13 protein-coding genes are annotated in these 14,335 nt (G+C 62.3%); 9 read left to right on the plus strand and 4 right to left on the minus strand.

Translation table 11 applies throughout. The features are described from left to right. The first annotated feature begins 131 nt into the window (after positions 1-131). From BM083_RS09345 to BM083_RS09375, 7 genes are all read left to right on the plus strand, one after another. Positions 132-998 (plus strand): DUF3100 domain-containing protein, encoded by an 867-nt coding sequence (locus tag BM083_RS09345; protein WP_089868820.1) that lies wholly within the window; start codon positions 132-134, stop codon positions 996-998. Then, a complete protein-coding gene (locus BM083_RS09350) occupies positions 995-1,483 on the plus strand; it encodes a hypothetical protein (protein ID WP_177197595.1) in 489 nt (162 codons plus the stop codon). The genes BM083_RS09345 and BM083_RS09350 overlap by 4 nt, the downstream gene beginning before the upstream one ends. Position 1,484: 1 nt before the next feature. Further along, on the plus strand, positions 1,485-2,813 hold the full coding sequence (locus tag BM083_RS09355) for an amidohydrolase (protein WP_089868822.1): 1,329 nt from the start codon (positions 1,485-1,487) through the stop codon (positions 2,811-2,813). Positions 2,814-2,954: 141 nt separating this feature from the next. Continuing rightward, a complete protein-coding gene (locus tag BM083_RS09360) occupies positions 2,955-3,224 on the plus strand; it encodes a DUF7518 family protein (protein WP_089868825.1) in 270 nt (89 codons plus the stop codon). 74 nt (positions 3,225-3,298) lie between these two features. Beyond that, entirely contained in the window at positions 3,299-6,880 is a 3,582-nt protein-coding gene (smc, locus tag BM083_RS09365; RefSeq protein WP_089868827.1) for a chromosome segregation protein SMC, read from the plus strand. Then, positions 6,873-7,859: a segregation and condensation protein A gene (locus BM083_RS09370; RefSeq protein ID WP_089868829.1), complete on the plus strand. Its 987-nt coding sequence runs from the start codon at positions 6,873-6,875 to the stop codon at positions 7,857-7,859. Before smc ends, BM083_RS09370 begins: the two co-directional genes overlap by 8 nt. 217 nt (positions 7,860-8,076) lie before the next feature. After that, positions 8,077-8,721 carry an FkbM family methyltransferase gene (locus BM083_RS09375; protein ID WP_177197596.1) on the plus strand — a complete coding sequence of 215 codons (645 nt, stop codon included), beginning with the start codon at positions 8,077-8,079 and terminating at the stop codon, positions 8,719-8,721. Between the two features lie 229 nt (positions 8,722-8,950). Here BM083_RS09375 and BM083_RS09380 read toward each other — a convergent pair whose 3' ends face one another. Both BM083_RS09380 and mtnP read right to left on the minus strand, forming a co-directional pair. Continuing rightward, a complete protein-coding gene (locus BM083_RS09380) occupies positions 8,951-9,694 on the minus strand; it encodes a DUF7504 family protein (protein WP_089868833.1) in 744 nt (247 codons plus the stop codon). A 134-nt stretch (positions 9,695-9,828) separates the two neighbouring features. Beyond that, positions 9,829-10,692, minus strand: coding sequence for an S-methyl-5'-thioadenosine phosphorylase (mtnP, locus tag BM083_RS09385; protein ID WP_089868835.1), 864 nt, complete (start codon positions 10,690-10,692; stop codon positions 9,829-9,831). Between the two features lie 168 nt (positions 10,693-10,860). Here mtnP and BM083_RS09390 point away from each other — a divergent pair, with 168 nt between their 5' ends. Continuing rightward, entirely contained in the window at positions 10,861-12,228 is a 1,368-nt protein-coding gene (locus BM083_RS09390) for an MATE family efflux transporter (RefSeq protein WP_089868837.1), read from the plus strand. Positions 12,229-12,330: 102 nt separating this feature from the next. Then, positions 12,331-12,504 (plus strand): AN1-type zinc finger domain-containing protein, encoded by a 174-nt coding sequence (locus tag BM083_RS24125; protein WP_177197597.1) that lies wholly within the window; start codon positions 12,331-12,333, stop codon positions 12,502-12,504. A 5-nt stretch (positions 12,505-12,509) separates the two neighbouring features. On the opposite strand, the gene BM083_RS09400 is transcribed toward BM083_RS24125, so the two are convergent. Next, positions 12,510-13,466, minus strand: coding sequence for an AEC family transporter (locus BM083_RS09400; protein ID WP_089868841.1), 957 nt, complete (start codon positions 13,464-13,466; stop codon positions 12,510-12,512). Positions 13,467-13,529: 63 nt separating this feature from the next. Further along, the gene (locus tag BM083_RS09405; RefSeq protein WP_009366435.1) at positions 13,530-14,243 is read right to left on the minus strand and encodes a phosphoribosyltransferase; all 714 of its coding nucleotides are present in this window, start codon (positions 14,241-14,243) and stop codon (positions 13,530-13,532) included. Positions 14,244-14,335: the final 92 nt, after the last annotated feature.

Consider the following 14,335-nt stretch of genomic DNA (forward strand, 5'->3'; position numbering starts at 1 on the left):
GTCCTCGCCGCCACTGCAAAATTTGACAATTGTTTCTCCAGCTGGACAAATTTTCGACATTCGTGTCGAATTAGCTGTGTATTTTTATACCGGTGCCGTCACCGTTCGAGGTATGTGTGGTGAGCCATCGCATGACGGATGATGCAGACGAACCGGCGAGCGACCGCTGGGCACCGATACGGACCGCCGGTCGGTGGGGCGTTCACGCCCGGACGCATCTCACCGTCCTCGCAATCGTCGTCGTCGCCGAACTGATCGGTGAAATCTCCTTCCCCGTCGGTCCGGGGCAAGTCGTCTTACTTCCGATGCTCTACGCCGTCGTCATCGGGATTCTGGTCACGTACAACGTCCTCGGGCGATACGTCGACCCGCTTCGTAAAATCGTCTCGAAGGATGTGAGTCGCGTCAGTTCGCCGCTGCTCATCATCGCGCTCATGCCGCTCGGTGTGAAGTACGGGACGCTCGTCGCCCCGGCGTTCAACCAACTCGTCGAGGCTGGCCCTGCGTTCGTCCTGCAGGAGTTCGGCAACCTCGGGACGATTCTCCTCGCGCTTCCGTTGGCGCTCGCACTCGGCCTCAAGCGCGAGGCCATCGGTAGTGCAGTGAGCATCGCTCGCGAACCGACGCTCGGAGTCATCACCGACAAGTACGGCATCGACTCTCCCGAGGGCCGCGGCGTCCTCGGGACGTACCTCACGGGAACCGTCCTCGGCACCGTCTTCTTCGGTCTGCTCGGCGGGTTCGCACCGGCGACGGGCATTCACCCACTCGCGCTCTCGATGGCCTGCGGGATGGGCAGTGCGAGCATGATGACCGCCTGCTCCGCCTCGTTGGCCCAGACCGTCTCTTCCGTACCTGAAGACCAGATTCTCTCCTTCGCGGCGACGAGTAACCTCCTCACGGGCATCACCGGTCTCTACATGGTACTGCTCGTCGGCCTCCCGGTCATCACCCGGTTGTATCGAGTACTCGAACCGGTCGTCGGGAGGGACGCATGAGCGACACCACCCAGATGGAGACGGGTCGGTTCGCGCTGAACTCGCTGAAGATGCTGCTCGTCGTCGGCATCCTGACGCTCGTCGCCAACTCCATCGGCCCGGAGACCGGATTCAGAGCGGGGTTCGTCGAGTCCATCCCCGGGATGGGACTCATCGTCCTCATCGGTCTCGTGGCGCTGTTGCTCGGGCGGGCGATTCCGCTCGACCTGCCGGCGTTCGCCTACGCGATGATCATCGCCTTCGCACTCGCACTACCGTTCTCGCCGGTGCAAGGGCCGTTCCTCGGCTACGTCGAGCGGGTGGACTTCCTCGCGACGACGACGCCGATTTTGGCCTACGCGGGCCTCTCGATTGGACTCCAGACCGGCCGCATGAAGGAGGTCAGTTGGAAACTCGTCGTCGTCGCCGTCTTCGTCTTCTTCGGGACGTACTTCGGGTCGGCACTCATCGCACAGGCCGTGCTCAGCGCACAGGGGTTGATCTGAGATGGTCGACGCCGACGCACTGAAACAACAGGTCTGTGCTGCCATCGACGACAACCGCGAGGCCATAATCGACCTCGCGAAGTCCGTCGAAGCCGAACCCGAACTCGGGTTCAAAGAGACGAAGACGACACGGAAAGTCGCCGAGGCGTTCGAGTCGATGGGACTCTCGGTCGAAGAGGAACTCGCCGTCACCGGCGCACGCGCTCGACTCGGGTCGGGCGAGATGCGAGCGGCCGTCTTCGGCGAACTCGACGCGCTAGTGAACCCCGACCACCCGAAGGCCAACCCGGAGACGGGTGCGGTCCACGCCTGTGGGCACCACGCGCAACTCGCACATCTCGTCGGTGTCGCATCCGGCTTCACGGGTGCTGGCGTCGTCGACGAACTGGACGCCGCCATCGACTTCGTCGGCGTTCCCGCCGAAGAGTATCTCGACCTCTCGTATCGCCGCGAACTCATCGAATCCGGGCAGACAGAGTTCGTCGGCGGGAAACAGGAACTCATCCGGCGCGGTCACCTCGACGACGTCGACCTCGGCATCATGATGCACGCCGGCAACGACGCCCCCGAACGCGTCGTCACGAGCGACTTCTCGACGAACGGGTTCGTCGGCAAGTTCGTCACGTATCGAGGAAGAGAGGCTCACGCCGGAGCAGCACCCGAAGAGGGTGTCAACGCGCTCAACGCCGCGATGCTCGGCATGAACGCCATCCACGCCCAGCGCGAGCGCTTCGCCGACGAGGACGCCGTTCGCGTCCACCCAATCATCACGAAGGGCGGCGACGGCGTCAACGTCGTCCCGGCGGACGTGCAGATGGAGTCGTACGTGCGAGCCAAGAGCGTCGACGCCGTCCGCGAAGCCAACGTTGCAGTCAACCGTGCGCTCGAATCCGGCGCGATGGGCGTCGGCGCAGATGTGGAGATAAACGACTACCCCGGCTACATGCCGCTTCGGACGGACCCGACCATCGTCGGCGCGTACGACGACAACGTCCGTGACCTCGTCGGCACCGACGCACTCGGTCCCAGCGGGACGCATCTCACGGGGTCGACCGACATGGGCGACGTGACGCAGATTCTGCCGGGCATCCATCCGTGGGTCGGCGGGTTCGAGGGCAGTCTGCACGCCCGCGACTTCCGCGTCGTCGACGAGGAGATGGCCTACATCCTGCCGGCGAAACTCACCGCGTGCACGCTCGTCGACGTACTCGCCTCCGAAGAGCGTCGACAGTCGATACTCGCTGCTAAAGCCGCGAAGAAGGACACTGAGACGTATCTCGACGAAGTACGGTCGTTCCGCGGCGACGTCGAGGCGTCGTACTTGGACTGACAGCGCTGTCCCGTTACGCCGTCGCCCGGTTTTTCAGTAGCGAAGGTCTGTGGGTGAGCGTGTCCCCAGCCGCCGACATATCACCATCTCCCACTTAACGTCTGACGTACCTTTATACGGCCAGAGACAGCCAATAGGCCCATGAGCAACAGGGTGGAGGAACTCGAATCCAAAGTGAAGGAACTGCAGGCAGCGGTCAACGGACTGACCGAGGAACTCGTCGAGACGAAAGAGCGCGTCCGACAACTCGAAGAAGAGGTCGATGTCGACGTCGCCCCCACCGGTCGGCGTCGTGACCGCGCCGCAGAGACAGCGGACGAAGAAACGCAGGCCGAAGCTGATAAAGCAGACGACGCCAAGGAAGGAGACGACGAGGAGCAGTCCAGCGGAAGCGACATCATCGTCGCGTAAGCTTGCGACTTCTCTCGTGAGCATCGATGAACGGTATTCATCGAGCCGTTCACGTCGGAACGTGAAGACAACACATGCATATCAAAGAGCTCGTCCTTGACGATTTCAAGAGCTTCGGGCGGAAGACTCGGATCCCGTTCTACGAGGATTTCACCGTCGTCACCGGACCGAACGGTTCGGGCAAGTCGAACATCATCGACGGTGTCCTCTTCGCGCTCGGCTTAGCCCGTACCCGCGGGATTCGGGCCGAGAAACTCACCGACCTCATCTACAACCCCGGCTACGACGACGGTCAGGAACCGCCGGGAACCAAAGAGGCCAGTGTTACCGTCGTCCTCGACAACAGCGACGGTAAGCTCGACCGGTCGCAGGTGGTCAACGCCGCTGGCACGGACAACGTCGGCGACGTCGACGAGATCACCATCAAACGACGGGTGAAAGAGACCGAGGACAACTACTACTCGTACTACTATCTGAACGAACGCTCGGTCAACCTCTCGGACATCCAAGACCTGCTGGCGCAAGCCGGTGTCACCCCCGAGGGCTACAACGTCGTCATGCAGGGGGACGTCACCGAGATAATCAACATGACGCCCTACCAGCGGCGGGGCATCATCGACGAAATCGCGGGCGTCGCCGAGTTCGACGCGAAGAAGGAGGACGCCTTCGGCGAACTCGAAACGGTCGAAGAACGCATCGGTGAGGCCGACCTCCGAATCGCCGAGAAAGAGGAGCGTCTCGACCAACTGCAAGACGAACGCGAGACGGCACTGGAGTACAAGTCGCTCCGCGAGGAGAGAGAGGAGTACGAAGGCTACCTCAAAGCCGCCGAACTCGAAGACAAACGCGCCGACTTAGACGGGACGAAATCCAAACTGGAGACGAAAGAGGACGAACTCGACGGCCTCCAGTCGGTGTTGGACGAAAAGCAAGGTCGCGTCACGCGCCTCGACGACGAGTTGGAGGACCTCAACCGCGACATCGAGCGGAAAGGTGAGGACGAACAACTCCGAATCAAGAGCGAAATCGAGGAAGTCAAAGGCGAGATAAGTCGTCTGGAAGGCAAGATAGAGACCGCAGAAGAGCGTATCGAGGAAGCCGAAAACGAGCGCAGACAGGCGTTCGTCGGCATCGACCGCAAGCAAGAGCAGGTCGACGAGTACGAAGACGAGATTCGCTCGGTCAAAGTCGAGAAAGCGTCTATCAAGAGCGACATCCAGTCGAAGCAGGTCGAACTCGCCGAGGTCCAGGGTAAAATCGAGAGCGTCGACACCGAGTTCGACGAACTCAAAGACGAACTCAGTAGTCGGAAAGAGGAGGTCGAGGAACTCAAGACGGAGAAGAACGACCTCCAGCGGGAGAAAGACCGCCTCCTCGACGACGCGCGCCGTCGCTCCAACGAGATTAGCGAGACGCGCGAGGAGATAGAGAACGCCCGTGAGCGCATCCCCGAACTGAAGGCCAAACTCTCGGAACTCCACAGCGAACTCGACAAAGCCGAGAAGAACAAGGCGAAAGTGCAGGGAATCGTCAACGACCTCCGCGACGAGCGTAAGGAGGCGAAAGACGAGCTTTCGGACGTCGAAGAGAAGATTCGGCGTAAGCAGAGCCAGTACGCCGAGATGGAGTCGCGAGCGAACGGCGACGGTGGCAACTCGTGGCCGCGGGCGGTCACGACGGTCATCAACGCCGGGATGAACGGCGTCCACGGTGCGGTCGGCCAACTCGCGAGCGTCCCCGGCGAGTACGCCACGGCCTGTGAGACGGCCGCCGGCGGACGACTGGCGAACGTCGTCGTCGACGACGACGGCGTCGGGTCCGACTGTATCGACTACCTGAAGCGCCGTAACGCGGGTCGGGCGACGTTCCTGCCCATCACGAAGATGGACAACCGGAGCCTTCCCCGAAAGCCGAACAAGCCCGGTGTCGTCGACTTCGCGTACAACCTCGTCGACTTCGACGGCCAGTACGCCAGCGTGTTCTCCTACGTCCTGGGGTCGACGCTCGTCGTCGAGGATATGGACACCGCACGGGACCTGATGGGCGACTACCGGATGGTGACGCTCGACGGCGACTTAGTCGAGCGCTCCGGTGCCATGACCGGCGGGTCCGGCGGTGGGTCGCGCTACTCCTTCTCCAAATCTGGTGAAGGGCAACTCGAACGAATCGCGAAGGAGATATCGGACCTCGAAGACCGTCGCCAGTCGTTACAGGCGGACGTTCAGGACGTAGAGGACCGCATCGACGACGTGCGCGACCGGCAGGCCGACGCGACCGAGAAGGTCCGCTCGATTCAGAGCGACATCGACCGCGTCGAAGGCGAACTCGACGGCGCGGAAGACGAGATAGCGACGCTCGAAGCGCGACTCGACGAGTTGCAGGACGAACGTGAAGACGTCGACGCAAAGATGCAGTCGCTCGACGCCGACATCTCGACGAAGGCCGACGAAATCGCCGACGTCGAGAGCGACATCGAGGAGTTGGAGACCGAGTTGAAAGACTCGGAGATTCCCGAACTCACCCAGCAAGCCGACGAGATTCGTGCCGACATCGGCGAGTTCGAGGACCGGATGGACGACTTAGACGGCCGACTCAACGAACTCCAGTTGGAGAAGCAGTACGCCGAAGACGCCGTCGACGACCTGCACGACACCGTCGAGTCCGCCCAGAACCGCAAGGCGGAAGCCGAAGAAGACATCGAGGAGCGCCGCGAGGCAATCGAGGAGAGAGAGGCGACACTCGACGAGAAGCGCGAGGCCGTCTCCGAACTCGAAGAGGAACTCGCGGAACTCAAAGAGGAGCGAAGCGAGTTGAAAGACGAACTGCGCGAGGCGAAGAACGAACGCGACGCGCAGAAAGAGAAGGTCTCCTCGGTCGAGTCGCGCATCTCCAGTCTCAGCAGTGCCGTCGAACGCTTGGCGTGGGAGATAGACGAACTCGAAGCCGAGGTGGGTGACTACGACCCCGAAGACGTGCCCGACCACGACGAAGTCCAGTCGACTATCGAGCGTCTGACCGGGAAGATGGAGGCACTCGAACCGGTCAACATGCTCGCCATCGACGAGTACGACGAGGTGAAAGACGACCTCGAAACGCTCCAAGCGGGTCGCGACACACTGGCCGAAGAGCGAGACGGGATTAGAGAGCGCATCGAGTCCTACGAGTCCCAGAAGAAACAGACGTTCATGACGTCGTTCGACGCCATCAACGAGCACTTCCAGGACATCTTCGAGCGACTCTCGGCGGGGACGGGCGAACTCGTCCTCGAAAACCCCGACGACCCCTTCGAGGAGGGGCTGACGATGAAGGCCCAACCGGGCGACAAACCGGTCCAGCGTCTCGACGCGATGTCCGGCGGCGAGAAGTCGCTGACGGCGCTGGCGTTCATCTTCGCCATCCAGCGACACAACCCGGCCCCGTTCTACGCACTCGACGAAGTCGACGCGTTCCTCGACGCGGTCAACGCCGAGCGCGTCGGCCAGATGGTCGACGACCTCGCGGGCGACGCGCAGTTCGTCGTCGTCTCGCATCGCTCGGCCCTGCTCGAACGCTCCGAGCGTGCCATCGGCGTGACGATGCAGGAGGACAACATCAGCGCCGTGACGGGCATCCAGTTGGGCGAACTCGAAGAGGCGGAGGTCACTGCGGATGACTGACCCCCGCGAGAACGGCGCGGAAGCGACAAACGGTGGCGGCGATGTCGACGATATTGACGACGCGCTCCCGGACGACGTCTCGGCCGCCGCTGACTTCGACGACGCTCCCGACGTCGACGACTCGACCGACGCCGAAGACGAAGTCGAACCGGTCGAACTGCTCGTCCAGTTGGCCGAAGAGGGCGAGATAGAGCCGTGGGACATCGACATCGTCGCCGTCACCGACGCCTTTCTCGAACGGTTGGACGCGACTGACCTCCGGACCTCCGGTCGGGCGCTGTTCTACGCGAGCGTCCTCCTACGGATGAAGGGCGACGAACTGCTTTCGCCGGACGAAGCCGACGAGGAACCCGAACTCGAACCGTGGGAGATGGCGATGCGGGGCGACGACCCGGCGTTCGACGACGACGGTGACACCGCGACCAACGGGTTCGACCCCGTCGACGCACTCGAAGCCGAGATGGACCGCCGTCTCGAACGCAAGCGTGCTCGGGGGTCGCCGGAGACGCTCGACGAACTCGTCCGCGAACTCCGCGACGCCGAACGTGGGACGTGGTGGAAGGAGTCCCGTGAGTACGACACCACGAACTCGCCGAAAGGGTTCCGTCGCGGGACGCAGACGCTCGACTACCACTCCGCGGACGACTTCCGCCGCGACGGCGAACCCGGCGAGGCGGACGTCACGGGAACGACTCACGACGAAGACATCGAAGCGACCATCGAACAGGTCGAAGCGACGCTCGCGACACACTACGGCGAGGGTCGCGCCGAGGTGCTCTTCGCCGAGATACGCGACGCCGGTGGCCGGGCGTTCCAGACGTTCCTCGCACTCCTCTTTCTCGCACACCGCGGACAGATTCGTCTCGAGCAGGACGAACTGTTCGGTGACCTCTGGGTGCAGGACCCGACTGCAGTGGAGTCCTCAGACGAGGAGACCGACGAGAGCGAAGAAGACGAAGTCGAAGCTATCGCCGACTGAGCGCGAGTGACAGTTCTCGTCCGTTCGGCTGGCGTTTTCTCCCGTTGACGGAGTTCTCGTGCTGAATCGCGGGCGCGAAGCCATCACGTACGTGATAGGGGAAGCGGACTGTTATGTCGAATTAGTGCCTCTCGTCAGCATCATGGAGCGAGACGAAGAACGTTCGTTCGAGGACCCGACTCACACGACGGTGTGTGGTGTCGAGGTGCAGTTCCAAGTGACGTCCGAAAACGAGCACCAATCTATCCCGGCCGATAGCGGAGGATACCACGAGTTGTTCGAAGATATGTTTTCAGAGATGAACGAGAGGGACGTTCTCTTCGAGATCGGTGCCCATATGGGCATCATCAGCTGTGTCGTCGGTCGACACTATCGCGATCTCGACATCGTCTGTTTCGAACCCAATCCACGGACACGTAAACGCTTGGAGACGAATCTCAAATTGAATGGCCTCGACGCCATCGTCATGGACTGTGCCGTCTCGAATTCGGACGGGGTGATGGTGTTAGACACTCGACACGCCTCTCGTGGTGGGGCGAAAGAGGCTCACCGTTCGGGGCAGGGGTCGGAGATACCAGTTCGAACACTTGATGGAGTCGTCACGGACGATGGTATTCCATCGCCGACGGTCATTGTGGCGGATATTGTGGGCGAGGAACTCAACCTACTCCGTGGCGGGTTGACGGTCTTCTCGTCACCCACGACACGGCTGGCGTATATCGTCACTCACGACCAGCCATTGGAACGTCTTGGAGGTAGTACACAGGACGTAGAGAAGCTTCTACGGAGATACGGGTTCGACAAAGTGGAACACCTTCGAGAAAACCTCCTCAAGGCCAAGAAGTCGGAACATTCCAGGTAACGGCAAACTCGCGTGAGCACAGCGTCGTCGGAGCAGTCGCCTTCGGAGTTCACGCCGGGGAAGTTTCAGTTCGGGGAGTGTGGAATCAGACCGGGTCTCGTTGTTCGATTCCGTATCGAATCTGCACGGTGACAGACTCACCTCCCGGTGTTGTATACTGAGTCCTGAATGTTGGAACTCACCTCTTTGCAAAGTACGAAATCCTCCCCCAACTCGCACGAGTGCTCGTTCAGTCGAACTGCAGCCAGTCCGTCTGAATCCCCGGTCCGTGGAGCGTCCAGCGCTGCTGTGTGCCGTCAACTGTCGGTCGGGTCTCGACCGTCGCATCGAACAACCCGTCGACAGTGACGGGGCTGTTCTCGCGGGGCGACGCCGAGAGGTGGAAGTGACCGATTGCTCCGGCGGCCCGGATGCGACTCGTAACCACTTGGAGGAACCGTCGAAGGTGGTGAGAGGGCGCGTCGTCGACGAGTGTGTCCAGTGAGTCGACGCAGACGCGAATCTCGCCCGGTTTCGGGTCGGTCGTCTCGAATCGCGTGAGGTGGTCGTGGACGTGTCTAGCGAGTGTTGACAGTGAGGCATTCGGTTCTACCCGACTGAACCACCGTGGCATGTCGTCGGCAGTGGACGCCGGCGTGTACGGCGTCTGGGGTTCGACGGAGTCGACCGTACCGAACCTGTCCGTAACGTCACCGCTGTCTGGTCTGTCAGCCGACTCGGTGAGTGTCGCCCGTGTCGCCGACCCGGTGACGTCGACGAAACCGAACCGCGTCGGGTCGAAGTCGGTGTCGAGCGGCGTGTTGTCACGAGTCCGAACGAGGAGGCGACGACGGACCATCGACTCACAACCGAGCAGTTGGAGACAGACAGTCGATGTCGCCGCTTCTGAGGGGTCTGTGAGTACGAGGACGTTCGCACCGCGTCGCTTGAGCGACTGCAGATGGCTTTCGAGTCGCTCTACGTCTCCCTCCATCGAACAGTGATTATTCGTCCGACTACATAGAACTTCGGAGCGCGTGACAGACGGTTCGAGTGGAGTGTTCTGTCGCTGAGAGTTGTCTCGAAAGGCGAGTAGCGAATCTCTGTATCGCCCGTGACCCGTCGCCGTCAGTCGTCGAGGTAGTCGCCGACGAGCAGGTCGACGCGCTCGCGAGTCTCCTCGGGGATGGCGTCTGCGGGCGTGTTGATGGTCCCTTCGAGCGCCGAGTGTGCGGCGCACTCGTGGTCCTCCGGGAGCGTCCGAATCGCTTCTTCCACGGTGCGCTTGATGGCTTCCTGGTTCTTCTCGGCGTTCTCGAGCACTTCCGCGAGCGTGACTTCGTGGTCCTGTTTCCAGACGTCGTAGTCCGTCACGCCAGTCACCGTCGCGTAGGCGATTTCGGCCTCGCGAGCGAGTTTGGCCTCCGGAATGGAGGTCATGCCGACGACGTCCCACCCCTGTCCGCGGTAGAACTCGCTCTCGGCACGCGTGGAGTACTGCGGTCCTTCGATGCAAACGTAGGTGCCGCCTTCTTGAACGTCTGCGTTCGTCGCCTCCTCGGCCGCCTCCGAGAGATGCTCGACGAGTTCCGGTGCGTACGGCTCGGTAATCGGCTGGTGGACGACGATACCGTCGCCGAAGAACGTCGACTTCCGGTGTTTGGTCCGGTCGAAAATCTGGTCCGGGACGACGAGCGTTCCCGGCGGTAGGTCCTCTTTCAGACTGCCGACGGCGTTGCTGGCGAGGATATGCGTGACGCCCAGTTTCTTGAACGCGTAGATGTTCGCGCGGTACGGCAGGTTCGTCGGCGAGCGACCGTGTTTGGGGCCGTGGCGAGGGAGGAACGCGACTTCCCGTCCCGTATCACCGAACTCGCCGATGGTGACCGGCGCGCTCGGTTCGCCGTAGGGAGTGTCCACTTCTTCTTCGCGCGTGTTCTCCAGCGGGAGTGCCTCGTAGATACCGCTGCCGCCGATGAAGCCGATGGTCATGCGAGCAGATGCGGTGAGCAGTCACCTAAATTGCCCGCTTCTCTCACTCCTCTCGTGTGAGTTGATATCACACGTCGGGAGCGTTGAAGTACCCGGACAGTGTTTCGTTCTGTAGTGACTTCCTCTTCCACTCACTCGGAGCTCACGGAAGGGGACCTCGTTCGCCCGATGCTGAATCTCGCGTGGCCGATGGTCGCCATCCAACTTCTCCAAGTCGCGTACAACGTCGCCGACACCTTCTGGCTCGGTGCCCTCTCGGCCGACGCCGTCGGCGCGTTGAGCCTCGCGTTCCCGCTCATCTTCCTGCTCATCTCCGTCGGTGGTGGGTTCACGACGGCGGGAACCATCCTCGTCGCCCAGTACATGGGTGCCGACAGCGAAGGGAAGGCAGGCCACATCGCGGGCCAGACACTCTCGTTCGTCACCATCGTCGCCGTCGGTATCGCCATCGCCGGCTTTCTGCTGACGGACGCGATGCTCGGTCTCCTCCCCGCCGACGAGGCGACGGCTGCTCAGATTATCCCGCTCGCCTCCGACTACATGCGGTTGTTCTTCCTCGGGATGCCCGCCCTGTTCGGCTTCTTCATGTTCACGTCGCTGATGCGCGGATACGGCAACACCCGAACGCCGCTCGTCGTGATGCTCGTGAGCGTCGTCGTCAACGTCGTCCTCGACCCGTTCCTCATCTTCGGCTGGTGGGTGTTCCCGGCGCTGGGTATCGAAGGGGCGGCCATCGCGACGGTGTTCTCGCGCGTCGTCGCCACGCTCATCGGCCTCTACGTCCTCTTCGGGACGAGCGCCGGCCCGACCATCGAACTCCCCGACCTCGTCCCGCGACTCGACGACGTTCGCGACATCGTCCGTCTCGGTGTCCCGAGCGCCTTGGAGCAGTCGACCAGTTCGATGGCGATGATTCTACTGACGGGGATGGTCGCGACGTTCCCGCCCGCCGTCGTCGCGGCGTACGGCCTCGGCAACCGCCTCATCTCGCTGGCGTTCCTGCCGGCGATGGGGATGAGCCAAGCTATCGACACCGTCGTCGGCCAGAACCTCGGTGCGGGCAAACCCGAACGTGCCCAGCGAGCGTCGTATCTGGCGATGAAACTCGTCGCCGTCGTGATGGTCGGCGTCGCCGTCGTCGCGTGGCTCTTTCCCGAGCCAATCGTCGGCGTGTTCATCAGTACGAAGACGGCACAGGCCGCGGCCACCATCGCCCACGCGAGCGACTACCTCCGTACCGTCGCCGTGATGTTCGCCTTCATGGGCGTCCTCCAGGTCGCACTGGGGACGTTCCGCGGCGCGGGCAACACCCGGACGGCGCTGGTCTTCTCGATGGTCACGCTGTGGCTCGGGCGACTGCCGGCGACGTACTACTTCGTCTTCGTCGAGGGCTGGGGACCGACCGGCATCTGGGTCGCCGTCGCTATCGGCGACGTCGTCGGCTGTATCGCGGCCGTCGCGTGGCTCTCACGCGGGACGTGGAAGGAGTCCATCGTCGACGAGAGCGTGTCCACCCACCAGCCGTCCGACGACTGAATCGCACAGAGCCGTCTGTCTCGACGCATGGTCGGCCGCTTCGACTTCCGTCGACTACCTCACCGAACCTTATGTGTGTTGGGTGTGAACAATCCACTTGGTATGGTTCTCTGTGAGCGATGCGACACCGAACTTCTCGGTCCGCGTCCGTGCGCGTACTGTGGGCGGCAGTACTGTGCAGTCCACCGGTTTCCCGAGCGACACGACTGCTCGGGTCTCGACGGGCGAGAAGAAGGAACGGAGTGGTTCGACGACTCCGTCTCGGTATCGGAGTAGTCGAATCAGAACACGACGCCAGCGTCGAGCAGTGCGATGAACACCGTCAAGAGCGGAACGCTCACCAGTGTCGTCGTCAGGACGACGGTACTGACGTACTCGGCGACTTCGATGCCGCCGACCTCTTCGCCGCCGGCGAACTCGGCGACGAGGATGAGCGGTGTGACTGCGGCGGGCATCGCACACTCCAGTGCGAACGCCTTCGCGACGGTCGGGTCTTCGAACCCCATCGCCAACGCGACGCCGACACCGACGACGGGTCCGACGCCCATCTTCAACACGTTGGCTGTCCCCGCGCGTCGGAGGGCCGCCCCGTAGTTAGTCTGTGATAGCTGCAGACCGAGGATGAGGAGCATCACCGGAATCGAAGAGTCACCGACGAGTTTCAGCGTCGACAGCGCGGCCGACCCATCCGGTGGGACGAGACCGAGCCACCGAACCGCGAGTGCCGCGATGACCGCGTAGATGAGTGGAATCTTGGCTGCTCGTTTGACACCAGCGAGGCTACTCGAATTGCCACTTCGAGAGGCGATGTAGACACCGACGGTGTAGATGAGGACGTTCTGTGCCGTGAGGTAGAGGACGGCCGTGCTCCGTCCGGTCGCACCGAACGCGAACTCCAAGACGGGGACGCCGTAGTTGCCCGAGTTGGGAAAGGCGCTCACGAGAACGAGCGCCGAGAGCAACGGGTCAGAGGCACCGAACAGTCGTCCCACGAGTTCGGAGATGAGAATCATCGCGACGGTGTAGACGGCGACGCCGCCGACGACGCGAACGAGCGTCCCGCTCCCGAACTCGGTGGTCGCGAGACTGTGAAAGACCAACGCGGGTGCGAGGACGTAGACGACGACGGTGTTCAGCGGGTCGGGGTCGACCGCTTTGACTCGACCGAGTACGAACCCGACGCCTGCGATGGTGACGATCGGCAGAATCGCCGTCGCAAAGATAGAGAGAAGGCTCACAGAGCCACCGGTGGCACTGCTCGTTCGCCGGCTACGGCGGGGAGCGTCTCACTCACAGGTCGCTCAGACTCCGACGTCTTCACTTTCGGCGAGTCGCCACGCGCCGACGCTGGTCGACTCGACGTGACCGCGTCGTTCCATCTCGGTCATGACTTCCATCAGTCGACCGGGTTGAGCAATCTCCATCTCGATGCGGTCGACGTCGTGGAACTCGCTGAGGTAGTGGCGGATGTCGTCGCGCTCGAACGTCTCCTCGTCGGCTTTCTCCATCACACCGGTGATGAGGTCGATCATGTCCTCGATGAAGTTCCACGGGTAGACGACCCACGCCCACTCTTCGAGGCGCTCGCCGATGTAGTCCGGTTCGAACTCGCTCGTCTGGAGCAGTTGGAGCGTCGCGGTTCGAACCTCGCCCGCGTCGCGCTCGTTGACGTACTCGTCGGCGCGTTTGATGGACCCGCCGGTGTCGGCGATGTCGTCGATGATGAGGACGTCTTTGCCCTTGACCGACCCTTCGGGCATCGGGTAACGGACTTCGGGTTCGTTCGACTTCTGTGCCGTCCCGACGTAGTGTTCCATCTTCAGGCTCGTCAGGTCGTCCATACCGAGGAAGTCACAGATGCACCGTCCGGCGAACCAACCGCCGCGTGCCAACGCGACGACGACGTCCGGTTCGAAGTCGTCACGTTTGACCTGGTTGCTGACACCCCGACAGAGATCGTAGATGTAGTCCCAGTTGGTGATAGTGCATTTGAACTCGTCCGGGAGGTCACTCATGCCGTCCTGTGAGTGGAGTGGCTCGGCACATAAGGGTTTACAGGCAGTCTCGCTGGAACCGACGTGTCGTACTGGTAACGAGTGAACAGAAG

The sequence above is a fragment of the Halogranum rubrum genome, from assembly GCF_900114455.1.
GTDB classification, from domain to species: domain Archaea; phylum Halobacteriota; class Halobacteria; order Halobacteriales; family Haloferacaceae; genus Halogranum; species Halogranum rubrum.

Bases quoted from the DNA above. Each gene is read 5' to 3' on its own strand.
- BM083_RS09345 (WP_089868820.1), top strand. From the start codon at position 132: ATGACGGATGATGCAGACGAACCGGCGAGCGACCGCTGGGCACCGATA.
- BM083_RS09350 (WP_177197595.1), top strand. From the start codon at position 995: ATGAGCGACACCACCCAGATGGAGACGGGTCGGTTCGCGCTGAACTCG.
- BM083_RS09355 (WP_089868822.1), top strand. From the start codon at position 1,485: ATGGTCGACGCCGACGCACTGAAACAACAGGTCTGTGCTGCCATCGAC.
- BM083_RS09360 (WP_089868825.1), top strand. From the start codon at position 2,955: ATGAGCAACAGGGTGGAGGAACTCGAATCCAAAGTGAAGGAACTGCAG.
- smc (WP_089868827.1), top strand. From the start codon at position 3,299: ATGCATATCAAAGAGCTCGTCCTTGACGATTTCAAGAGCTTCGGGCGG.
- BM083_RS09370 (WP_089868829.1), top strand. From the start codon at position 6,873: ATGACTGACCCCCGCGAGAACGGCGCGGAAGCGACAAACGGTGGCGGC.
- BM083_RS09380 (WP_089868833.1), bottom strand. From the start codon at position 9,694: ATGGAGGGAGACGTAGAGCGACTCGAAAGCCATCTGCAGTCGCTCAAG.
- mtnP (WP_089868835.1), bottom strand. From the start codon at position 10,692: ATGACCATCGGCTTCATCGGCGGCAGCGGTATCTACGAGGCACTCCCG.
- BM083_RS09390 (WP_089868837.1), top strand. From the start codon at position 10,861: ATGCTGAATCTCGCGTGGCCGATGGTCGCCATCCAACTTCTCCAAGTC.
- BM083_RS24125 (WP_177197597.1), top strand. From the start codon at position 12,331: ATGGTTCTCTGTGAGCGATGCGACACCGAACTTCTCGGTCCGCGTCCG.
- BM083_RS09405 (WP_009366435.1), bottom strand. From the start codon at position 14,243: ATGAGTGACCTCCCGGACGAGTTCAAATGCACTATCACCAACTGGGAC.